At 71.5% G+C, this 22,501-nt stretch carries 19 protein-coding genes and 2 tRNA genes; 14 read left to right on the forward strand and 7 right to left on the reverse strand.

Going from position 1 to position 22,501, the window contains the following annotated elements:
• The first annotated feature begins 69 nt into the window (after positions 1-69).
• The 8 genes from ABZ215_RS28030 (at position 70) to ABZ215_RS28065 (ending at position 9,019) form a co-directional block, all read left to right on the forward strand.
• On the forward strand, positions 70-1,686 hold the full coding sequence (locus ABZ215_RS28030; protein ID WP_354708659.1) for a PucR family transcriptional regulator ligand-binding domain-containing protein: 1,617 nt from the start codon (positions 70-72) through the stop codon (positions 1,684-1,686).
• Positions 1,687-1,721: 35 nt separating this feature from the next.
• On the forward strand, positions 1,722-2,090 hold the full coding sequence (locus ABZ215_RS28035) for an SSI family serine proteinase inhibitor (RefSeq protein WP_017981223.1): 369 nt from the start codon (positions 1,722-1,724) through the stop codon (positions 2,088-2,090).
• A gap of 162 nt (positions 2,091-2,252) precedes the next feature.
• Entirely contained in the window at positions 2,253-3,818 is a 1,566-nt protein-coding gene (locus ABZ215_RS28040; RefSeq protein ID WP_354952828.1) for an NCS1 family nucleobase:cation symporter-1, read from the forward strand.
• A complete protein-coding gene (locus ABZ215_RS28045; protein ID WP_237337307.1) occupies positions 3,769-4,611 on the forward strand; it encodes a nitrilase-related carbon-nitrogen hydrolase in 843 nt (280 codons plus the stop codon). The genes ABZ215_RS28040 and ABZ215_RS28045 overlap by 50 nt, the downstream gene beginning before the upstream one ends.
• Before the next feature lie 10 nt (positions 4,612-4,621).
• Positions 4,622-6,007, forward strand: coding sequence for a dihydropyrimidinase (gene hydA, locus ABZ215_RS28050; RefSeq protein ID WP_237337308.1), 1,386 nt, complete (start codon positions 4,622-4,624; stop codon positions 6,005-6,007).
• A 9-nt stretch (positions 6,008-6,016) separates the two neighbouring features.
• The gene (locus ABZ215_RS28055; RefSeq protein ID WP_237337309.1) at positions 6,017-7,012 is read left to right on the forward strand and encodes a TIGR03842 family LLM class F420-dependent oxidoreductase; all 996 of its coding nucleotides are present in this window, start codon (positions 6,017-6,019) and stop codon (positions 7,010-7,012) included.
• Positions 7,013-7,102: 90 nt separating this feature from the next.
• The gene (locus tag ABZ215_RS28060) at positions 7,103-8,071 is read left to right on the forward strand and encodes an alpha/beta hydrolase (RefSeq protein ID WP_354952831.1); all 969 of its coding nucleotides are present in this window, start codon (positions 7,103-7,105) and stop codon (positions 8,069-8,071) included.
• Between the two features lie 12 nt (positions 8,072-8,083).
• On the forward strand, positions 8,084-9,019 hold the full coding sequence (locus tag ABZ215_RS28065; protein ID WP_354952833.1) for a helix-turn-helix domain-containing protein: 936 nt from the start codon (positions 8,084-8,086) through the stop codon (positions 9,017-9,019).
• Here the strand turns inward: ABZ215_RS28065 and ABZ215_RS28070 are convergent.
• Positions 9,001-10,233 (reverse strand): serine hydrolase domain-containing protein, encoded by a 1,233-nt coding sequence (locus ABZ215_RS28070; RefSeq protein WP_354952835.1) that lies wholly within the window; start codon positions 10,231-10,233, stop codon positions 9,001-9,003. The genes ABZ215_RS28065 and ABZ215_RS28070 overlap by 19 nt on opposite strands.
• Positions 10,234-10,293: 60 nt before the next feature.
• Here ABZ215_RS28070 and ABZ215_RS28075 point away from each other — a divergent pair, with 60 nt between their 5' ends.
• The 5 genes from ABZ215_RS28075 to ABZ215_RS28095 are packed head-to-tail and all read left to right on the forward strand — an operon-like array spanning position 10,294 to position 15,861.
• Positions 10,294-11,286, forward strand: a complete 993-nt coding sequence (locus ABZ215_RS28075; RefSeq protein ID WP_354952837.1) for a LacI family DNA-binding transcriptional regulator — start codon at positions 10,294-10,296, stop codon at positions 11,284-11,286.
• 27 nt (positions 11,287-11,313) lie between these two features.
• Entirely contained in the window at positions 11,314-12,597 is a 1,284-nt protein-coding gene (locus ABZ215_RS28080) for an extracellular solute-binding protein (RefSeq protein ID WP_354952839.1), read from the forward strand.
• A 9-nt stretch (positions 12,598-12,606) separates the two neighbouring features.
• Positions 12,607-13,494 carry a sugar ABC transporter permease gene (locus ABZ215_RS28085; RefSeq protein ID WP_020416590.1) on the forward strand — a complete coding sequence of 296 codons (888 nt, stop codon included), beginning with the start codon at positions 12,607-12,609 and terminating at the stop codon, positions 13,492-13,494.
• Entirely contained in the window at positions 13,487-14,308 is an 822-nt protein-coding gene (locus ABZ215_RS28090) for a carbohydrate ABC transporter permease (RefSeq protein ID WP_354952842.1), read from the forward strand. The genes ABZ215_RS28085 and ABZ215_RS28090 overlap by 8 nt, the downstream gene beginning before the upstream one ends.
• A gap of 11 nt (positions 14,309-14,319) precedes the next feature.
• Entirely contained in the window at positions 14,320-15,861 is a 1,542-nt protein-coding gene (locus ABZ215_RS28095; protein WP_354952844.1) for an FAD-dependent oxidoreductase, read from the forward strand.
• 169 nt (positions 15,862-16,030) lie between these two features.
• Here the strand turns inward: ABZ215_RS28095 and ABZ215_RS28100 are convergent, their stop codons facing one another.
• On the reverse strand, positions 16,031-16,591 hold the full coding sequence (locus ABZ215_RS28100; RefSeq protein WP_020416587.1) for a TetR/AcrR family transcriptional regulator: 561 nt from the start codon (positions 16,589-16,591) through the stop codon (positions 16,031-16,033).
• A 129-nt stretch (positions 16,592-16,720) separates the two neighbouring features.
• Here ABZ215_RS28100 and ABZ215_RS28105 point away from each other — a divergent pair, with 129 nt between their 5' ends.
• Positions 16,721-18,289, forward strand: coding sequence for a GMC oxidoreductase (locus ABZ215_RS28105; protein ID WP_354952846.1), 1,569 nt, complete (start codon positions 16,721-16,723; stop codon positions 18,287-18,289).
• A 149-nt stretch (positions 18,290-18,438) separates the two neighbouring features.
• Here ABZ215_RS28105 and ABZ215_RS28110 read toward each other — a convergent pair whose 3' ends face one another.
• The 5 genes from ABZ215_RS28110 to ABZ215_RS28130 all read right to left on the reverse strand — a co-directional run bounded on the left by ABZ215_RS28110 (position 18,439) and on the right by ABZ215_RS28130 (position 22,388).
• Positions 18,439-19,629 carry a cytochrome P450 gene (locus ABZ215_RS28110; protein ID WP_354952848.1) on the reverse strand — a complete coding sequence of 397 codons (1,191 nt, stop codon included), beginning with the start codon at positions 19,627-19,629 and terminating at the stop codon, positions 18,439-18,441.
• 291 nt (positions 19,630-19,920) lie between these two features.
• Positions 19,921-19,995 (reverse strand) — tRNA-Val (locus ABZ215_RS28115).
• A gap of 1 nt (position 19,996) precedes the next feature.
• Positions 19,997-20,072 (reverse strand) — tRNA-Gly (locus ABZ215_RS28120).
• A 392-nt stretch (positions 20,073-20,464) separates the two neighbouring features.
• Entirely contained in the window at positions 20,465-21,280 is an 816-nt protein-coding gene (locus ABZ215_RS28125) for a siderophore-interacting protein (protein WP_354952850.1), read from the reverse strand.
• Positions 21,281-21,323: 43 nt separating this feature from the next.
• Entirely contained in the window at positions 21,324-22,388 is a 1,065-nt protein-coding gene (locus ABZ215_RS28130; protein WP_354952852.1) for a VWA domain-containing protein, read from the reverse strand.
• Between the last annotated feature and the right edge of the window lie 113 nt (positions 22,389-22,501).

Below are 22,501 nucleotides of genomic sequence, written 5' to 3' on the forward strand. Positions count from 1 at the left end.
CACCACACACAACATGTACCCAATGGCCCGATCGGCCGTACAGTCTGCTTTCTGCGGAGGTGGTGGCGCTTGTACCCGACGGTCGCGGACGTGCTGGCCCTGCCGGTGCTGCGGCACGGCCGCCCGAAGGTCGTGGCCGGCGGGCAGAAGCTGGACACCCGGGTGCGGTGGGTGCACGTCGCCGAGGTCGCCGACATCGGGCACCTGCTCAAGGGCGGCGAGCTGGTCCTGACCACCGGGATCGCGCTGCCGGACGACGCCGCGCAGCTGGCGAAGTACGTGGACGGGCTCGCCGAGGCCGGGGTCGCCGGGCTGGTGGTCGAGCTGGTCCGGCACTGGAGCGACGCGCTGCCGCGGGCGCTGGTCGACGCGGCCGCGCGGCACGAGCTGCCGTTGATCACCCTGTCCCGCGAGACGCGGTACGTCGCGGTCACCGAGGCGGTGAACGGGCTGATCGTGGACGCCCAGGTCGCCGAGCTGCGCGCGGCCGAGCACGTGCACCAGGTGTTCACGCAGCTCACCGTCGCGGGCGCGGAGCCGGCCGAGGTGCTGCGCGAGGTCGCGCGCATGACCGAGTCGCCGGTCGTTTTGGAGACCCTGGCCCACGAGGTGCTCGCCTACGACTCCGCGGGCACCGATCCGGCCGAGCTGCTGACCGGCTGGCCGTCCCGCTCCCGCACCGTGCACCTGGGCGAGCGGACTGGCTACCACGCCGACGCGGGCTGGCTGGTCACCGTCGTCGGCGCCCGCGGGCACGACTGGGGACGGCTGGTGGTCGTGTGCGACGAGCCGCCGCCGGACCGGCACGTCGTGGTCGCCGAGCGGGCGGCGTCCGCGCTCGCCGTGCACCGGCTGGTCGCCCGCGAGGCGGACAGCCTGGAGCGACAGGCGCACCGGGCCGTGCTCGCCGAGCTGATGACCTCGCCCGCCCCGTCCACCGAGCTGCTCGCGCGTGCGGCCGCACTGGGCTCGCCGTTGTCCGGGCGGCTGGTGGGCGTCGCGGTCCGGCCCCGGATGACCGCGTCGCAACGGCATGCGGCGTCCGCGCCGACCGTGCTGCGGGACCTCGCCGAGACCGTCTCCCTGGCCACCCGCCGGGCGAAGGTGTCCGCGCTCGTCGCGGTCGTCGACGACGTCAGCGTGCGCGCGTTGTTGTCGCTGTCGCCGCAGGCCAACGTCGACGCGGTGCTGCGGCGGCTGTCCGCCGAGCTGCGGGCGCGGCCGACGTCGGTGCCCACGGTGCTGGCGGTCGGCACGGTCGTGGACAGCGCCGCCGACGCCCGCCGCAGCCTGGTCGAGGCCGCTCACGTCGCCGCGGCGGCGCTGCGCTCGGACACCGACCGCGAGGTGCACCGGCTGCAGGACGTCCGGTTGCGCGGCCTGCTGCACCTGCTCGCCGACGACGAGCGTGTGCGGGCCTTCGCCGAGCGCGAGCTGGGCCCGCTGCTGTCGCGGGACGCGGCGTCCGGCACCCGGCTGGTGCAGGCCCTGCGGCACTACTGCGAGCACGGCGGCAACAAGTCCGCGGCGGCCGCGGCCGCGCACACCTCCCGCACCGCCTACTACCAGCAGCTCGCGCGAATCGAGCAGGTGCTCGGCGTGCCGCTGGAAGACCCTGAATCGATGCTGTCGCTCTACCTCGCGCTGCTGGCCCATGATCTTTCCGACGATCACCCGAACCGGTAACACAGATCCGGGCTGGACCGGCCGATAGCCCCGATATGCCTTTTTCCGCCCTACTCCCCGCCGCGGCGTCGGTGCTGGCCCTGGCCGCCCCGCCCGCCCAGACCCCCGCGGCCAGCCTGATGCTCTCCCTGCAGGACGGCGCGGGCCGGGTCGTCACCGTGAGCCTGGACTGCCACCCGGCGGGCGGCAGCCACCCCGGCAAGACCAAGGCCTGCGCCACGCTGACCACTGTGGACGGCGACATCGAGCGCATCCCCGGCGAGGCGACGGTGTGCCCGATGATCTACAGCCCGACCACGGCCACCGCCAAGGGCCACTGGCGCGGCAAGCCGGTGGTCTACACCCACACCTTCGGCAACAAGTGCGCCGCGGCCGCCGAGTCCGGCGGGGTCTTCGAATTCTGAGCCCGTGTTTCGCGTAGGTTGACCGGCTGTCACAACCGGCTTTCACATCCGGGTGATGCACCGGCCCGCGCCGGGCGCAATCGACACAATGCGTTCCGACGCGGGCAACGGTGAACACTCTGACAGTGCCTCCCCCGCCGCGGGGACGAGCAGGATTCCGCAATGGAACCCACCTCGCAGATCACGCGACCGGACGGCCGGGTGGATCTCAGCGACACCGCGCCGATCCGGGGTAGCCGGTTCTTCAACGACGAGCTCGCTCCGGTGCCCGTCGAAAAACGCACCTGGAGCACCTACAACTATTTCGCCCTGTGGATGGGAATGGCGCACAACATTCCCAGCTACGCGCTCGCCGCGTCGTTGATCGCGCTGGGGATGAACTGGCTCCAGGCGCTCATCACGATCACCCTGGGCAACCTGATCGTGCTGATCCCGATGTTGCTCAACAGCCACGCAGGCACCAAGTACGGAATCCCGTTCCCGGTGTTCGCGCGCGCCTTCTACGGGATACGGGGAGCGAACCTGGCCGCGCTGCTGCGGGCGTTCATCGCGTGCGGCTGGTTCGGCATCCAGACCTGGGTCGGCGGCGAGGCGATCTACATCCTGGTCGGCAAGCTGACCGGCTCCGGCTGGCGCAACGCGGCCGAGGTGGGCGGCCAGCCGTGGACGCTGTGGCTGTCGTTCGGCATCTTCTGGGTGGTCCAGATGCTGATCATCTGGCGCGGGATGGAGGCGGTGCGGCGGTTCGAGAACTGGACCGCGCCGCTGGTGTCGGTCGGGTTCCTGATCCTGCTCGCCTACGTGCTGATCAAGGCGGGCGGCCTCGGCCCGATCCTGTCCGAACCGGCGAAGCTCGGCTGGGGCACCGACTTCTGGAAGATCTTCGCGCCGTCGCTGATGGCGATGATCGCGTTCTGGTCGACGCTGTCGCTGAACATGCCGGACTTCACCCGCTTCGGCGGCAGCCAGCGCAAACAGGCCCGCGGCCAGGTGCTCGGCCTGCCGACCACGATGACGTTCATCGCGATCGTGGCGATCCTGACCACCTCCGGCGGCCAGGTGCTCTACGGCGAGGCGATCTGGGACCCGGCGCAGCTGGCCGACCGGTTCTCCAGCCCGGCGCTGGTGGTGGTGGCGCTGATCGCGCTGGTGCTCGCCACGATCTCGGCGAACCTGGCGGCGAACGTGGTCAGCCCGTCCTACGACTTCTCCAACGCCTTCCCCAAGCGGATCACGTTCGCCGTCGGCGGCCTGATCACCGGCGTGATCGGTGTGGTGATCATGCCGTGGAAGCTCTACTCCGACCCCGACATCTACATCTTCGCCTGGCTGGGCTTCTACGGCGGGGTGCTCGGCGCGGTCGCCGGGGTGCTGGTGGCCGGGTACTGGGTGGTCAAGCGCACCAACCTGGACCTGGCCGGGCTCTACGCCGAGGGCGGGCGGTACTGGTTCCGCGCCGGCTGGAACTGGCGCGCGCTGGTGGCCACGGCCGTCGGCGGGGTGCTCGCGGTCGGCGGCGCCTACACCGCGCCGGGTTCGCAGGGGCCGTTCCCCGCCGACGGGCTGATCCCGTTCCTCAAGCCCGTCTACGACTACAGCTGGGTCGCCGGTCTGGCCGGCGCCTTCGTCGTCTACCTCGCGCTGTCCTGGGCGCACCGTCAACCGAAGGAGGAAACCCGTGAGCAATCTGGTCCGAGCCGCGTTGGTACAGCAGCGGTGGACGGGTGACAAGGACTCGATGATCGCCGGCGCGGTCGACGCGATCGGCACCGCCGCCTCGCAGGGCGCGCAGGTCGTGTGCCTGCAGGAACTGTTCTACGGTCCGTACTTCTGCCAGGTGCAGGACGCCGACTACTACTCCTACACCGAGGGCATCCCGGACGGCCCCACGACGAAGCTGCTGCAGGAGGTCGCCGAGCGGCACGGCATCGTGATCGTGGCGCCGATGTACGAGGAGGAGCAGGCGGGCGTCTACTACAACACCGCGGCCGTGATCGACGCCGACGGCAAGTACCTGGGCAAGTACCGGAAGAACCACATCCCGCAGGTCAAGGGCTTCTGGGAGAAGTTCTACTTCCGGCCCGGCAACACCGGCTACCCGGTGTTCGACACCGCGGTCGGCCGCATCGGTGTCTACATCTGCTACGACCGGCACTTCCCGGAGGGCTGGCGCGCGCTGGGCCTGGCCGGGGCGAAGATCGTGTTCAACCCGTCGGCGACCAGCCGCGGCCTGTCGCAGTACCTGTGGCGGCTGGAGCAGCCCGCCGCGGCCGTGGCGAACGAGTACTACGTCGGCGCGATCAACCGGGTCGGCGTGGAACCGCTGGGCGACAACGACTTCTACGGCCAGACCTACTTCGTCGACCCGCGCGGCGAGCTGGTCGGCGACGCCGCATCGGACACCGAGGACGAGGTCGTGGTGCGGGACCTGGACATGGACAAGCTGTCCGAGGTGCGCAACCTCTGGCAGTTCTACCGGGACCGCCGCCCGGACTCCTACGACCCGCTCGTGGCGCCCTGAGGGAGAACGCATGCGCACGCTGATCAAGGGCGGCACCGTGCTGTCCACCACCGGGGCGAGCCGCGCGGACGTGCTCGTCGAGGGCGAGACGATCGCCGCGGTCGCCGCGCCCGGGCTGTTCGACACCGCCGACGAGGTGATCGACGCGACCGGGAAGTACGTGCTGCCCGGCGGGATCGACGCCCACACCCACATGGAAATGCCGTTCGGCGGCACGTTCTCGCACGACACGTTCGAGACCGGCACCACCGCGGCGGCTTGGGGCGGCACCACGACGATCATCGACTTCGCGGTGCAGCCCAAGGGTTCCACGCTGCAGCCGACGCTGGACAAGTGGCACGAGAAGGCCGACGGAAACTGCGCCGTCGACTACGGGTTCCACATGATCCTGTCCGACGTCAACGACACCACTCTCAAGGAGATGCAGGCCTGCATCGACGCCGGAGTGTCGAGCTTCAAGATGTTCATGGCCTACCCGGGCGTGTTCTACTCCACCGACGGCGAGATCCTGCGCGCGATGCAGCAGGCAACCGAAACCGGCGCCACGATCATGATGCACGCGGAGAACGGCATCGCGATCGACCAGCTGGTCGCGCAGGCGCTCGCCGAGGGCAAGGGCGATCCGGTGCAGCACGGGCTGACCCGGCCGCCGGAGCTGGAGGGCGAGGCGACGTCGCGGGCGATCCGGCTCGCGCAGGTGACCGGTGCGCCGCTCTACATCGTGCACCTGTCGGCGTCGCAAGCGCTTGCGGCCGTCGCGGAAGCGCGGAACACCGGGCAGAACGTGTTCGCCGAAACCTGCCCGCAGTACCTGTACCTGTCCATCGAGGACCTGGCCAAGCCGGACTTCGAGGGTGCGAAGTACGTCGCTTCCCCACCGCTAAGGGAGAAGTGGCACCAGGGCGACCTGTGGCGCGGGCTGCGCACGAACGACCTGAGCGTGGTGTCGACCGACCACTGCCCGTTCTGCTTCAAGGACCAGAAGGAGCTCGGCCGCGGGGACTTCTCGAAGATCCCCAACGGCATGCCGGGTGTCGAGCACCGGATGGACCTGCTGCACCAGGGCGTGGTGGCCGGCGAGATCTCGCTGGGCCGCTGGGTGGAGGCGTGCTCGACCACCCCGGCGCGCATGTTCGGCCTGTACCCGCGCAAGGGCGTGATCGCGCCCGGCTCGGACGCCGACATCGTGGTCTACGACCCGGCGGCGAAGCAGACGTTGTCCGCCGAGACGCACCACATGAACGTGGACTACTCGGCGTACGAGGGCTTCGAGATCACCGGAAAGGTCGAGACCGTGCTCTCGCGTGGCCGGGTGATCGTGTCGCCGTCCGGGTTCTCCGGCAGCGCCGGGCACGGGAAGTTCCTGTCCCGGGACCTGTGCCAGTACCTGAACTAGGGAGCCGTCATGGACTTCGGTGTGGTGCTGCAGACGGATCCGCCCGCGCGTGAGGTGATCCGGCTGATGAAGGCGGCGGAGGACTGCGGGTTCGGCTATGGCTGGACGTTCGACTCCGTGGTGCTGTGGCAGGAGCCGTTCGTCATCTACTCGCAGATCCTGGCCGCCACCTCGGCGATGACGGTCGGGCCGATGGTCACCAGCCCGGGCACGCGGGACTGGTCGGTGCTCGCGTCGTTGTTCGCCACGCTCAACGACATGTTCGGCAACCGCACGGTGTGCGGGATCGGGCGCGGCGACTCGGCGCACCGGGTGATCGGCAAGCGACCGTCCACATTGGCCACGGTCCGGGACGCGATGCACGCGATCAAGGAGCTGGCCGAGGGCAGGGAGGTGGTGCTCGGCGACACCCCGGTGCGGATCCCGTGGGTGCGCGGCGGGCGGCTGGAGATGTGGATGGCCGGTTACGGGCCGAAGGCGCTGCAGCTGGCCGGGGAGCACGCGGACGGGTTCATCCTGCAGTGCGCCGACCCGGCGATCGCGGAGTGGACCATCGGCTCGGTCCGCGAGGCGGCCAGGGCGGCGGGGCGGGACCCGGCAGGCATCACGATCTGCGTCGCGGCGCCCGCCTACGTCGGGGACGACCTGCCGCACCAGCGCGACCAGCTGCGGTGGTTCGGCGGGATGGTCGGCAACCATGTCGCCGACCTGGTCGCCCGCTACGGCGAGTCCGGCCCGGTGCCGCACGAGCTGACCGACTACATCCGCGAGCGGCAGGGCTACGACTACGCCCACCACGGCAAGGCGGGCAACCCGTCGACCGACTTCGTCCCGGACGAGATCGTCGACCGGTTCTGCCTGACCGGCCCCGCGGGGGCGCACGTGGCGCGGCTGCAGGAACTGGCCGCCCTGGGGGTCGACCAGTTCGCCGTGTACCTGATGCACGACCAGCGCGAACAGACGCTGCACGCCTACGGCGAGCAGATCATCGGCAAGCTGGGCTAGGCACCCGCCGGGTGGCGGGCAACACCCGCCACCCGGCGCGTGCCGGCCGGGTCAGGATGGTGTTCCCCACCGTCGTGACCAGGAGGCCCGATGACCACCAGCGCCCCGTACGGCCCGCCACCGGCGTTCGACCCCGAAGCCGCGGCCATGCTCGACGTCATCGCCGAGCAGGTCCCGCCCGCGATCCTGCCGGACATGATCCCCGCGATGCGCGAGGGCATGGGCGCACGCCTGCTCTCCGACGACGAGCTGAGCCAGGACGGCCGCATCGGGCTGGTGGACCGTCGGGTGTCGGACGAGGTGTCCGTGGTCGTCGGCCGACCCACCGGGCTGCGCACACCCGCGCCCGCGATCTACTGGATCCACGGCGGCGGCATGGTCGTGGGCACCAACCGCGTCGGGCTCGACGAGCCGCTGGCCTGGGCGCTGGAGCTGGGTCTGGTCGTGGTGTCGGTGGAGTACCGGCTGGCGCCCGAGCACCCGCACCCGGTGCCGGTCGAGGACTGCTACGCCGGGCTGCTGTGGACCCGCGAGCACGCCGCCGAGCTGGGCATCGACCCGTCGCGGCTGGTCGTGGCCGGGGGCAGCGCGGGCGGTGGGCTGAGCGCGGCCGTCGCCCTGATGGCGCGGGACCGCGGCGGACCGCGGCTGACGGGTCAGCTGCTGGTCGCGCCCATGCTGGACGACCGCAACGAGACCCCGTCGACGCACCAGATGAAGGGGCTCGGCGTGTGGGACCGCACGTCGAACGACACCGGCTGGACGGCGCTGCTCGGCTCCGCGCGCGGCGGCCCGGACGTCTCCCCCTACGCCGCCCCGGCGCGGGCCACCGACCTGTCCGGGCTGCCGCCGGCGTTCATCGACGTCGGCTCGGCGGAGTCCTTCCGCGACGAGGACGTCGACTACGCGCGTCAGATCTGGCTGGCGGGCGGGTCGGCCGAGCTGCACGTGTGGCCGGGCGGCTACCACGGGTTCGACTCGTTCGCGCCGCAGGCGGAGATCTCCCGTGCCGCGAAGGCCGCGCGGGTGCGGTGGCTGCGCCGGATCCTCGCCGAGTGACACCATGGACCGGTGAGAGAGCTGGCAGGGCGGCTGGCCGCGCTCGACCCGGAGGCGGGCGCCGCGGTCAAGGTGATCGCCTACTTCGACCGCCTCGTCGACGGGCACGCCGGGCTGGAAGCGCTGGTCCGCGGCGCGGCCACCCTCGCCGCCTGCGCCGCCCGGCTGGAGGTGCCCGGCAAGCGGGTTCGGGTCTCGGCCGACGGGCGGCGCTCGGACCTGGACACCCCGGTCGATCCGGCTTGGCCCGGTGTGGACGGGCTGTGGCTGGAGCGGCCGGGCTCGCCCTCGGCGGTGGACGCGATGGTCCTCGAACGCGCTGCCGCCGCGATCCGGCTCGTGCTGGAGCGGGACCGGGTGCCGGAGCCCGTCGAGGTCGTGCTGGACGGCACCGCGTCCCCGCAGGCCAGGGAGAAGGCGGCGCGGCGGCTGGGACTGGGGGCGACCGCACGAGCCATCGCCTACGCGGACGGCACGGCCGGGGTGATGATCACTCCGCCTGCCGGGGCGCGCGCGGGCATCGGTCCCCTGGTGCCCGTGCTCGACCTGCCGTCGTCACTGGCCGCGGCCAGGACGGCGGTGCGGTTCACCGCCGAGGGCACCACCGAGGACCCGGGGCCGCGGGTGGTCCGCGCGGACGAACTGGGCGGGCTGGCGGTGCTCGCCGAGGCCGTCGGGCCAGGTAGCGAACCGGTGCCGGACGTGCGATCCCTGGAGCGTGCGGCCGCCTCGGCGCCGTGGATGCTCGCCACGCTCGACGCCGTGGCCACCAGCGCCAGCCTGCGCGCGGCGGCCGCCGCACTGACCGTGCACCACTCGACGTTGCAGGACCGGCTGGCCCACGCGGAAACACTGCTGGGCTGGTCGCTGCACGATCCGTCCGGGCGCCTGCGCCTGCAGCTCGCGCTGGCGCTGCGGCGGCTGCACCGTCAGTCGACGACCGCCTGATACACCAGCTGCCGCAGGTGCTGCCGGATCGGGTGGGTGCTGGACGGCAGCAGCTGCGTGAAGAACAACGCGGTGATCTCCGCGGCCGGATCGACCCAGAACGCGGTGCTCGCCGCGCCGCCCCAGGCGAATTCGCCCTCGCTGGACAGGGTTTTCGCCTTCACCCGGTCGGTGAGGACGGAGAACCCGAGCCCGAACCCGAAGCCGTGGAACGGCATTTCGGCGAACAGCGGCCTGCCGTAGGCCTCCAGCTCCACACCGCCGGGCAGGTGGTTGCTCGTCATCAGGTCGACGGTGCGCGGGCCGAGCAGCCGGACGCCGTCGAGTTCACCGCGGTTCAGCAGGAACTGGGTGAACCTGTGGTAGTCGGCGGCCGTCGACACGAGCCCGCCACCGCCCGACAGACAGGCGGCCTTCTCCAGCCCGGACCGCCCGAACGAGTCGTTGCGGACAGCCTTGCCGGTACTGGGATCCGGCACGTACAGCGCGGCGAACTTGTCCGTGGAATCGGTGGCGAAACCGGTGTTGCCCATGCCGAGCGGCTCGAAGACGCGCTGTGCGAAGAACTCGTCGAGCGGCTGCCCGGACACCACCTCGACGAGCCGGCCGAGGACGTCGGTGGCGACCGAGTAGTTCCACTCCGCACCGGGCTGGAAGACCAGCGGCAGCTCAGCCCACCGCCGCGTGCACTCGGCCAGGTCGGCGCCGGGCGGAGTCCCCCACTCGAAGCCGTTGGCGCGGTAGATGGCGTCGACCGGGTGCGCGTGGTGGAAGCCGTAGGTGAGCCCGGCGGTGTGGGTGAGCAGGTGCCACACGCGGATCGGCTCGGTGGCCGGTTCGGTGAAAGGTTTGAGCGCGGAGCCCTTGACGTACACGCGCGGCTCGGCGAACTCGGGCAACCAGCGGGCGATCGGATCGGTGAGCTCGAAGGCGCCCTCCTCGTAGAGCACCATCGCGGCGACGGACGTGACCGGCTTGGTCATCGAGAAGATGCGCCAGCGGGTGTCCACTTCGACCGGAAGGCCCGCTTCGACGTCCCGGTGCCCGCGCCGGGCGACGTAGGCGATCTTGCCCCGCCGCGCGACCACGGCCAGGTACCCGGGGAGCAACCCGTCGTCGACGTACCTGGCGAAGTGCCCGTCGATCCGGTCCAGCCGCCGCGCGTCGAACCCCACCTCGGCGGGGTCGGTGTCCACCTTCAGCTCCGTCGCCATGATCTCGTTCTACTCCAGCCGGGCTTGACAGACCAGATCTGCGGCTGACATCGTTTAGTTATGCGCATAACTGGCCAAGGCAGGCCACGCCGTGTCTCACAGGCGGACATCGCGCGCCGCGCCGGGGTCACCCAGGCGGCGGTGTCGCTGATCCTGCGCGACAAGGCGACGACGATCCCGGAGGAGACCCGGCAGCGGGTGCTCGCCATCGCCAGGGAGATGGGCTACCGCGCCGATCCGCTCGCGCGGCGCCTGGCCAAGGGGCGCAGCCAGCTGCTCGGGATCTTCACCTACGAGCGCGTGTTCGGCACCGCGCAGCGCAGCCTCTACCACCCGTTCCTGCTGGGCATCGAGGAAGCCGCCGAGGAGTCCGGGAACGACCTGCTGCTGTTCACCAGCGCCGCGATGTCCGGGCCGGTGCGCAGCATCTACGCCGGCGGCGAGAACAAGCTCCGCCTGGTGGACGGCGCCGTGCTGCTCGGGCGGGACGAGATCCCCGCCGACCTCGAGCAGCTGGTCGCCGAGGAGTACCCGTTCGTGTTCATCGGGCGGCGGTTCCTCGACGACGGGCGCGAGGTGCCCAACGTGTCGCCGGACTACCGGGGCGCGGGGCGGGTGCTGGCCGGCCGGATCGCCGCGCTCGGGCACCGGGAAATCCGTTACGTGGGCGCGAATTCGGGTCTGCCGGCCACCGCCGACCGGCTCGCCGGGCTGCGCGACGGCGACCTCACGGTGTCGGAGTCCTTCCCGAAGCTCGACGAGATCTCCCCCGCCTTCGTGCGGGAACTGCGCGAAAGCGGGGTCACCGCCGTGGTCGCGGAGAACGTCGACTACGCCGAGGCGGTGCGCGCGGTGGCCGCGGACTTGCCGATCGCGGTCGCCGGGATCTCCGAGGAGAGCGAAGACGACTTCTGGTCCGGCTACGGCATCCCCGGCCGGCTGGTCGGCCGCCGCGCGCTCGAACAACTGCTCGCCGCGCTGGACGGTGGCGGCACTGCGATCAGCACCGTCGACTGCCCGCAGCGCGAGGGGACCACGCTCACCCGCGCCTGACACTGCCGACCCCAACGGAGAGGTTGCATGAGAAAGCGATGGGGGCGCCTGTTCGCCGTGTCCGCGGTCGCGTTGACCGCGGCCTGCGGGATCGGCGACCGAGCCGGCGCCGACACCGTCACCATGACGGTCTGGACGTCCAACCAGGAGCAGCTCGGCCTGCTCAACCGGCTCGCCGGGGAGTTCTCGGCCCAGCACGGCGGGACGCCGGTGCGGATCCAGACGGTGCCGCAGGCCGACTACACGACGAAGGTGTCCGTCCGGCTGGCCGGTGGCGACCCGCCGGACCTGGGCTGGCTCGGCGCGCCGGACGCGGTCGGCATGGCCGCCACCGAGGTGCTCGCCGACGTCGGGCCCGCCCTGCGCGCCGACCCCGCCTACCGGCTGGGCGACTTCGTGCCGAGCGCGTTCACGAACTGGCGGAACGGCGACGCGGTGTACGGGGTGCCGTTTTCCACCAGCCCGTTCTTCGTGGTCTACAACCGGGACTTCTTCGCCCGCGCCGGTCTGCCCGAACCCGCCGAGCTGGCCGCGCGTGGCGAGTGGACGTGGGACCGGCTGGCCGCCCTCGCGCGCGAGCTGCAGCCGACGTTGCCGGGCGGCAGCTACGTGTTCCAGAGCAACGAAGGCAGCCTGTACGGGCCGCTGCCGGTGTCGTGGCCGACGCTGGACCCGCTGCTACGGGCTTACGGCGCGCGCTTCTCTTCGAGCGATCAGTGCACAATGGACTCGCCGGATGCCGTGCGGGCCATCGACACCCTGCACCGCATGGCGTTCACCGACGGCACCGCGGTGCCGCCCGGCGCGCAGGCGGACTTCTACGCCGGGAACGCGGCCCTGACGATCACCCAGCTCTCCCGGTTGTCCCAGCTGAAGGGCGCGAAGTTCCAGTACGGCTTCGCCCCGCTCCCCGCCGGCCCCGGTGGGCAGCCGCAGGTGACCGGGCAGGCCGGGCTGGTGGTGTTCCAGCAGGCGCCGCACCGGGACCTGGCGATCGAGTTCCTCAAGTTCCTCACCAGCGAACGCTCGATGCGTGAGCTCGCCCGGTTCTTCCCGCCGCCGCGCCAGTCCGTGCTCGCCGACGCCACGCAGGTCTACGCCGGGAGCGCACTGCCGCCGGACGCGATCACGAGCATCCTCGTGCCCGGCATCACCGAGGGGCAGGCGTTCCAGTACCCGCCGACGTGGCCGGAGATCAAGACCGCGGCGCAGCCGGTGTTCGACGAGCTGTGGTCACCAGGCGCGAACGTGCCTCAGGCGCTGTCCGAGCTGTGCGGCGAGGTCGGCCCGCTGCTGCGCGAGAAGAGTTAGGGAGGGATCGTGGTCGCACGGCGACGCGTCCGCGAGACGCTGACCGGTTACCTGCTCATCACCCCGCAGATGATCGGGTTCACGCTGTTCGTGCTGGTCCCGCTGGTGTCCGTCGTGGTCCTGTCGTTCACCCACACGGACCTGCGTTCGGGCGTGTCGAAACCAGCAGGCTGGGAGAACTACCGGGAACTGCTCACCGGGGACGCCACGTTCTGGCACTCGCTGGCGGTCACCGGGGTGTTCGCGCTCGGGCTCGTGGTGATCAACGTGGGGTTGTCGCTCGGCCTCGCGCTCGTGCTCCACCGGCGCCCGCCGGGAGCCGAGGTGTTCCTCACGCTCGCCTTCCTGTCCGTCATCACCTCGCAGGCGGCGTGGGCGCTGGTGTGGCGGTTCCTGTTGCAGGGCAAGGGCGGCGGGGTCAACGAGTTCCTCTCGGTCTTCGGCATCACCGGCCCGAACTGGCTGTTCGAGGCCCAGCCGTCGCTGGTGGCGGTGACCGTGGTGGCGGCGCTGAAGACGGTCGGGCTGAAGGCCGTGATCTTCCTCGCCGCCCTGCGCAACATGCCGTCGGAGACCCTGGAGGCGGCACGACTGGACGGCGCGAGCGAGTGGCGGGTGACCAGGCACATCGTGCTGCCGCTGATCGCGCCCACCACGCTGGTGGTCGTGCTGATCACGTTCATCGGGTCGTTCCAGGTGTTCGACTACATCCAGCTGATGACGCACGGCGGGCCGGCGCACGCGACGTCGGTGCTCGCCTACTACCTGTACGAGCAGGCGTTCCAGCTGTTCCGGACCGGTTACGCGAGCGCGATCGCCGTCGTCCTCTTCGGACTGACGCTGCTCCTGGTGGCGGCGCAGTGGTGGGCGCGCAGGAAGTGGGTGCACAGTGAGTAGCCGGGTACTGCGGTACGCCTTCCTCGTGGTGCTGTGCGTGCCGCTGGTGTTCCCGTTCCTGTGGATGATCACCAGCGCGCTGAAGCTGCCCGGGGACGTGCTCGCGTCGCCGCCGCAGCTCATCCCCCGCGACATCACGCTGGACAACATCCGGGACGTCTTCGCGTTCCAGCCGTTCGCCCGGCAGATCTACAACAGCCTGTACATCGCCGTGCTGGTCGCGTTGTTCACGTGCGCGCTGTCGCTGCTGTCCGGCTACGCCTTCGCGCGGCTGCGCTTCCCCGGCCGCAACGTGATCTTCTTCCTGTTCCTGAGCGCGCTGATGCTGCCGGTCGAGGTCACGCTGATCCCGAACTTCACCCTGATGAAGGACCTCGGGCTGGCCGACACGCACGTGCCGCTGCTGGCGCTGCCGGTGTTCGGCGCGACCGGGGTGACCGGGATCTTCCTGATGCGCCAGTTCATCCAGTCGATCCCGGTCGAGCTGGAGGAGGCGGCGATGATCGACGGGATGGGTCGCGCGCGGATCCTCTGGCACCTGATCCTGCCGCTGACCCGCCCGATGCTCGGCACGATCGGCATCATCGCGTTCCTGTACAGCTGGAACTCGTTCCTGGAACCACTGGTGTTCGTCAACCGCAGCGAGCTGTACACGGTGCCGCTCGCGCTGACCGCGCTCACCGACACCAGCGGAAACCCGTTGTGGGGACCGCAGATGGCGGCGACGGCGATCTCGACCGTGCCGCTGGTGATCGCCTACCTGGTGGCCCGGCGGCAGATCACCGAAAGCCTCGCCCAGACGGGCGTGAAGTGAGAGGGAGGGCAATGCGTTCCGACTGCGAGGTGCTGGTCGTCGGTGGCGGTTGCGGCGGGGTGGCCGCGGCCCTGTCGGCGGCGATGCTCGGCAGGCGGGTGGTGCTGACCGAGGCGACCGGGCGGCTCGGCGGCCAGCTGACCACGCAGGCGGTGCCGCCTGACGAGAACGCGTGGGTGGAGACGTTCGGGGCCACCCAGTCGTACCGGCTGATGCGGTCCCGGGTGCGGGACCGGTACCGGGCGGACCCCCGGCTGGGCGCCGAGGCGCGCGCGGTGCGGGAGCTGAACCCGGGCGAGGGCTGGGTGAGCGCGCTGTGCGCGGAGCCGGTGGTCGTGGGCGAGGTGCTGGACGAGCTGCTCGCGCCGCTGGTGCGCGCGGGGAACCTGGAGATCCGGTACCACCACACGCCGGTCGGCGCGGTGACGACGGGCGACCGCGTGGACGCGGTGGAGTTCACGTCGCCGGAGGGTGTGGTGTCGCTGAGCGCGTCGTACGTGATCGACGCGACCGAAGAGGGCGATGTCCTGCCGCTGGCGGGGTGTGAGCACGTGCTCGGCTCGGAGAGCGCGGACGAGACGGGCGAGCCGCACGCGCTGGACGGGCCGGCCGATCCGTTCGACCAGCAGGCGCTCACCTGGTGCGCCGCGCTGGAGTGGGACCCGGACGGCTCGCACGTCGTGCCGCGTCCCGACGACTACGACTTCTGGCGTGGTTACCGGGCGCCGTTCTGGCCCGGCCCGCAGCTGGGGTGGACCACGCAGGAGCCGGAGACTGGCGAGCCGTTGAGCCGCCCGTTGTTCGGCGAGGGACAGGACCTGTGGCGGTTCCGGCGGATCCGGAGTGGACGGTTGTGGGACCCGCCGCGGCCGGACGTGACGCTGGTGAACTGGCCGCAGATCGACTACTGGCTGGCGCCGGTGACCGGGGTGGCGCCGGAGGAGCGGGCGGCGCGGCTGGCGCAGGCGCGGTCGCTGACGTTGTCGTTCGTGCACTGGCTGCAGACCGAGGCGGGGTATCCCGGTCTGCGCCTGGCCGGGGAGCCGCTGGGCACCGCGGATGGGTTGGCGCTCGCCCCGTACGTGCGGGAGAGCCGCCGCATCCGGGCCGAGTTCACGGTGCTGGAGCAGCACGTCGGCGTGGAGGCGCGTGCCGGGATCGGGCAGGCCGAGCAGTTCGCCGACAGCGTGGGGATCGGTTGCTACCGGATCGACCTGCACCCGAGCACCGGGGGCCGCGGGTACCTCGACATCGCCTGCCACCCGTTCCAGATCCCGCTCGGCGCGCTGCTGCCGGTGCGGGTGGAAAACCTCCTGGCGGGCGGAAAGTGCCTCGGGGTGACGCACGTGACGAACGGTTGCTACCGGCTGCACCCGGTGGAGTGGAACACCGGCGAGGCGGCCGGAGCGCTGGCGGCGTTCGCGCTGGAGAACGGAGTACCCCCGCGAGCGGTGCGCGCGCGGCCCGGTCTGCTGGCGGACTTCCAGGCCCGCCTGGCAAAGCTCGGAGTTCCGCTGGACTGGCCGGAAGGGGTGCGCGGCGTGGTGCGGTGAGAGCCGCAAAGATCTGTCTTTCGGTAGATGTGCGACGATTTTCGCCCTCCTAAACTGATCAGCGGAACCGAAGCCACAAAGGACAGAAGGAAGACCATGACCTCGCAGCAGTCCACGATCATTCCGTGCCGCACCGGCGATCTTGGCAACGGCGTGCGATCTGCGCCGCTCAACGCACCGGCGCCACCGCGAAGAACCCATCCAGCACGACATCCACCACCCGCCGCACGGCGCCGTCCCCGTGCACAGCGGCCGATCCCGCCGCGACCGCCGCTTCCACCATTTCGAACACCAGCAACAGGTCCGTCGGCTGCACGTCCGCGCGCAGCTGCCCATCGGCTTGCGCGCGCCGGAAAGCCGGGGTCAGGATCGTGATCAACGCGTCCGCCTTCTGCTGCTGGTAGCGCACCGGCAGCTCCCGGAACAGGCGGACCAGCGGACGCCGGGACACCTGCATGGCCAGCACCATCGCCAGCAGTTCGCGGAACGGACGGGGTGCGGCTTCCTGCTGCTTCACCATCCGGCGCAGCGCCCGCAGTTGCTGCGCCGCCACTGCCAAGCCGAGCGCGCGGCGGTCGGGGAAGTGCCGGTAGACCGTCGCGCGGCCCAGGCGCGCCCGGCGGGCGATCTCCGCGAGCGGGACGACGTCCACGCCCTCCGCGAACGCCTCGTCGGCCACGCGCAGAATCGTCTCGCGGTTGCGCAGGGCGTCGCTGCGGTGCGGGCTCAACTCCGGCGACCTCGCATCAGCCGGATGCTACTGGCGAGTAGTGAGATCCGCAAATCGTTCCATGTCTCGGTTCACCTCCCTAAACTCCCGCCCGTCACCGAATCCCGCACCGACCGCAACGGAGGACCCATGCCCGCGCTGAGCCGCCGCACCGTGATCAAGGGGGCGGCCGCCGCCACGGGCCTGACCGTCCTGCCGGGCGCCGCGTCCGCGAGCCGCGTGCCGGTCACCCGCGAGGAGCACCGGGTGGTGGTCATCGGCTCCGGCTTCGGCGGCGGCGTGACCGCCCTGCGGCTGGCGCAGGCCGGGGTGCCCGTGCACGTCCTCGAACGCGGCATCCGCTGGCCAACCGGGCCGAACGCCGAGACCTTCCCCCACCCGACCGCGCCGGACAAGCGGATCTTCTGGCTCGGCTCCGAGCCCAACCTGTTCGGGCTCGTGTCGTTCCCGTTCGAGCGCTACACCGGGCTGCTGGAACGCGTGCCGGGCAACGGCATGGACATCATGTGCGCGGCCGGCGTCGGCGGTGGATCACTGGTCTACCAGGGCATGACGCTCCAGCCGACGGAGGAGGTGTTCAACGCCAACTTCCCCGAGCAGCTCGACTACGCGCGCATGGCCCAGGTGTACTACCCGCGGGTGGCGAGCATGCTGCGCATCGCCACCGCGCCGGACGAGCTGATCGCCAGCCCGACCTACGCGGCGGCGCGGATCTTCGCCCGCAACGCCCGGGCGGCGGGCCACTCGGTCGAAAAGATCCCGATGCCGATCGACTGGAGCTACGCCCTCCGCGAGCTGAAGGGCGAGATGAAACCGTCCTATACCAACGGCGACTGCGCGTTCGGCGTCAACAACGGCGGCAAGCACTCGGTCGACGTCACCTACCTCGCGGCGGCCGAGGCCACCGGCCGCTGCACCGTCGCGACCCTGCACAACGTCACCGATGTGGCGATGGCTCCCGACGGGCGCTGGCTGATCCACGTCGACCGGATCAACACGGGCGGCGTGGTGCTCGAAAAGAAGGTCCTCACCGCGAACGCGCTCGTGATGGCGGCCGGCACGGCGAACACCACCAAGCTGCTGATGCGCGCGGGGGCCACCGGCGGGATCCCGGACCTGCCGGACGGCCTCGGCACCAACTGGGGCTCCAACGGCGACCAGATCTACACGTGGACCAGCCTCGCCGACGACTTCGGCTCCCCGCAGGGCGGCCCGGTCATCTACGGCAGCAAGGAGTGGGACGACCCGGCACTGGCCAACACGGTCATCCAGGCGTCCATCCCGCCGCTGCCGAACCTGCGCACCACGATGCTCGTCGGCTACGGCGTGAGCGCGGGGCGTGGCCACTTCGTCTACGACCCGGCCAAGGACGACGCCGTGCTGCAGTGGCCGGGCGACGCGGACGCCAAGGTGGCGCAGCGCATCCACGAGCGGATCACCGACATCGGCGGAGCCGCCGCGGTCAAGCTCAACACCACGACGCTCGTGCCGAGCACGTGGCACCCCCTCGGCGGCGCGTCGATGGGCACGGTCTGCGACCTCGCCGGCCGCGTCCTGGGCCACCGCGGACTCTACGTGCTCGACGGCGCCCTGATGCCGGGCAACACCGCCGCGTGCAACCCGTCCATGACCATCGCCGCCGTCGCCGAACGAGCCCTGGACGAGATCGTCGCCCAGGACGCGGGCACTGTCTTCTGAGGAGGCCGATGAAACACCCCGCCCGCCCGCCGCGACGATGCTCGCCAGCGCCGTGCCCCATGGAAACGCCACCCTCGAGCTCAACACCACCACGCTCGCGCTGAATACGTGGCGCCCACTCGGCTACGCATCCGTCACTGTGCCACTGATCAATCCCAGCTGACCGGCAGCCGGTGCACGCCGTAGATGTTCATGTCGTGCCGCAGTGGCACCTCGTCGGCCGGGACGGCCAGGCGCAGCGTCGGGAACCGGGCGAAGAGCGCGGGGATGGCGACGCGCATTTCGACGCGGGCCAGCTGCTGTCCCAGGCACTGGTGGATGCCGTGGCCGAAAGCCAAGTGCCCGGCGGCATGCCGGCGCAGGTCGAGCGTGTCCGGCTCCGGGAACCGCTCCGGGTCGCGGTTGGCGGCGTTCGCGGCGATGGTCACCGTCTCGCCGGCCCGGATCACCTGCCCGTCCAGCTCGACGTCCTCCAGCGCGGCCCGGACACCGGTGTGGGCGATGGTCAGGTAACGGAGCAGCTCTTCGACCGCGCTGTCCGCCAGGGCAGGGTCGTCGCGGAGCGCGGCGAGCTGGTCCGGGTGGCGCAGCAGCGCGAAGGCGCCCAGCGCGATCATGTTGGCGGTGGTGTCCAGGCCGGCGCCCAGCAGGAACGTGCCGATGCCGGACAGTTCCTCGTCGCTCAGGTCGCTCGTGGTGAGGTCGCCGAGCACGTCGTCGGTGGGCTCGGTGCGCTTGTCCCGCACCAGGTCACGCAGGTAGTCCTGCAGCGCGCCGTACGCGGCGAACTGCTCCTCCGGCGTGCTCTTCGGGGCCATCAGCGCCGTCACCTGGGTGTGGAAGAACTCGCGGTCGGCGTAGGGCACGCCGAGCAGCTCGCAGATCATCACTGCGGGCACTGGGCGCGCGTAGGCCTGGACCAGGTCCACCGAGGGCCCGTGCTGCGCCATGGCATCGAGGTGCTCGGCGGTGACCTCTTCGACCCGCCCGGTGAGCTGGCGCATCCGGCGGACGGTGAACTTCCCGGCGAGCAGCTTGCGGTAGCGGGTGTGCTCGGGCGCGTCGATGCCGGTGAGGTCGCCGACCGGTGCCGGCGGGATGTCGCCGTCCAGGCCGGGCAGCGGGTAGTGCATGAGCTCGTACCGCGAGGTGAACCGCGAGTCGCCGAGCACGGCGCGGGCCTGGGCGTGACCGGTGACCAGCCAGCCGCGGTGCCCGTCGGGGTATGCCATGCGCACGAGGGGCCGCAGCGCCCGGATCTCGCCCAGTTCGGCGGGCGGGTCGAAGGGGCAGCCGGTGGGACGGGCGGTGGGCAGCGAGGTGAGTTCGTCCTGTTCCATGATCGCAGCGTGCGGGCGGCCGGTTTCACCGCGGCTTCAGGACGGTTTCGGCGCCGAAGTGCCGCGGCGCGGCAGCGCCTGTCACCGGCGAGGCCGTGGGCCTGCAGTGACCGGGCCGCACACGCTTCCGGCCCGCCGGACCGGACAGATGATCGAGTCGCGGTGGGCACGGCTCTGTGCCGGCTGCACAGGGTGAACCTGGCGATCGCGCCGGAGGACTGAAAACAGAAACGACTGCCGCGCTCAAGCGTGGCAGCCGTTCCCGGAAAGACCGATGTCCACAAGGGACTGTGGTGCGCGATACTGGGATTGAACCAGTGACCTCTACCGTGTCAAGGTAGCGCTCTCCCGCTGAGCTAATCGCGCGTGGAGCGGACGACGGGATTCGAACCCGCGACCCTCACCTTGGCAAGGTGATGCGCTACCAGCTGCGCTACGTCCGCGTGTGGCGTCGGGGTTCCGGCGCCGGGAAAGAGAATAGCCGACGGGCCGGCCGGCCTCGCAACCACCCGGCGTAACCGGCCCGCGCAGCCCGTCACGAACGGCCGCCGCAACCCCGCCACAAGCGGCCGGCGCTACCCGCCACGAACGGCAGGCACAGCCCGCCACAAGCGCCGGGCGCAGCACCTCACGAACGGCCGGCGCAGCCCCTCACGAACGACCCGCGCGACCCGCCACGAACGGCAGGCGCAGTCCGTTACGAACTGTCGGCGCAGCCCATCACGAGCAGCCATCACAGCCCGCCACGAACGGCCGCCGCAGGCCGTCGCGAGCGGCCGCCGCAACCCGCCACGAACGGCCGGTGCAGCCCGCCACCAGCGCCCGCCGCTGACCGTCACGAACGGCCGGCGGCCTCCTCGGCGGCGCGCTCCGCGGCCTTCTCCGCCCGCCACTCCTCGTCCGTCTTGCCCCGGCGCCAGTAGCCCGAGATCGACAGCAGGTCCTTGTGCATCCCGCGCTCGCCGAGCAGGTACCGGCGCAACTCCCGGACGAAACCGGCCTCGCCGTGGACGAAGGCCTGCACCGTGCCGGGCAGGAACTCCAGCGCGCGCACGGCGGCCACCAGGTCGTCCCCGGCGGAACGGTGCAGCCACTGGATCTGCGCGTCCCCCTTGGTGGCGAGCGGCTGTTCCTCCGCCGGGTCCGCCACCTCGACGAACACCCGCACCGGCACGCCGGCCGGCATCATCTCCAGCGCCACCGCGATCGCGGGCAGGGCGCTCTCGTCGCCGACCAGCAGGTGCCAGTCGGCCTCCTCGCCGGGGGCGTAGGCGCCACCGGGGCCGGCCAGCAGCAGCTCGTCCCCCGGCTGGGCGGCCGCCGCCCACGGGCCGCCGAGCCCCTGGTCGCCGTGGTGCACGAAGTCCAGCGCCAGCTCGCCGGCACGCGGGTCGTAGTAGCGCACGGTGTAGGTCCGCATCACCGGCCACTGCTCGCGCGGCATCTCGGCGCGGATGACGCCCATGTCGAACGGCGTCGGGTACTCCACACCCTCCTGCGGGAACAGCATCTTCACATACGCGTCGGCGAACTCGTTCGGCTGGAAATCGGCCAGCCCTGGTCCACCGGCGACGATGCGGATCATGTGCGGTGTCAGCCGCTGGGTGCGCAGCACCCGCAGCCGGACCGCCGGCCGGGACTTGCCTGCCATACGCCGCTCCTCACTCCCGTTCAGCGTCTGCGGTTAGGCTACCCTAATCCCGCCCGGAGTAACCGGCGATGGCGGTCAGCAGATCTTCGATCGCATCCAGCCGGTGGGCGCTGACGACGGCGTCACAGTACGGCCACGCCGCCGCCATCCCGCCGGTCGACGGCCGGAACCGCGGGCTGGCCGTGCGCGGGTTGGCCCACACGATCCGGTACGCGAGCCGCGACAACCGGGCCATTTCGCGGCCCAGCCGCTCGGGGCTGCCGGTCTCCCACCCGTCGGACAGGACGACCACCACCGCTCCGCGCGCCATCCCGCGCACGCCATGGGTATCCAAGAACTCGCCGAGTGAATCACCGATCTTCGTGCCGCCCGACCAGTCCGGCGCCTCCCGCCCGGCGTCGGCCAGCGCCGCCGACGGCGTCCGCCGCAGCACCCGGGTCAGCCGCGTGAGACGGGTCGCGAACGTGAACACCTCGGCCCGCGCGCCACCCGCGGCGCACACCAGGAGCTGCAGCAAGGCCCGCGCGTAGGGCTCCATCGACCCCGAGATGTCGCACAGCACGACCAGCTTCCGCGGCTTCTCGCGCGACACCCAGCGCCGCAACCGGACCGGCTCGCCCCCGGTCCGGCGCGCCACGCGCAACGTCTCCCGCAGGTCAGCACGCCGCCCGCCGGGCGAAACCCGCTTCCGCCGCGACCGCCGCAGCGGGGTCGCCAGCCGGAACTCGCTCATCGCGGCCCGCAGCTGCGCCAGCTCCGCGGGTTCGAGCGTGCCGAAGTCGCGTGTCGCCAGCCGGTCCGCCGCGCTGCCCGCGGTGGGCGCCCGCACCTCCCGCGACGGCCCCGTCGATTCCCCAGCGCTGAAGGCCCCGCCGGCGCCGGCCTCGGGCAGGGGGAAGACGGTGACGAACACCCGGGCCAGGACCTGCTCGTCGGCCGGGGACGAGGTGAGGGTTGCCAGCGCGCACAGGTACAGCTCGCGCGTGCGCTGCGGCGACACGAGCATCACCGCCCGGGCGAAGCGGGCGGCCCGATCCGCGCCGACCGCGAGGCCGGCGGATCGCAGCCGCTCGCACAGCCGCGCCGCCAGCTCCGCCAGGTCACTCACGCGGCACCACCGGCGGACCTGGGCTCACTCACCGACCACCTCCGCGAGACGCTCCTCCGCCGGGCCGCCAGGCTCACTGACCACAAGCGCGGTCCTCCTCGTACTACAGCACC

Source organism: Amycolatopsis sp. NPDC006131, assembly GCF_040614175.1.
GTDB lineage: Bacteria > Actinomycetota > Actinomycetes > Mycobacteriales > Pseudonocardiaceae > Amycolatopsis_E > Amycolatopsis_E tucumanensis.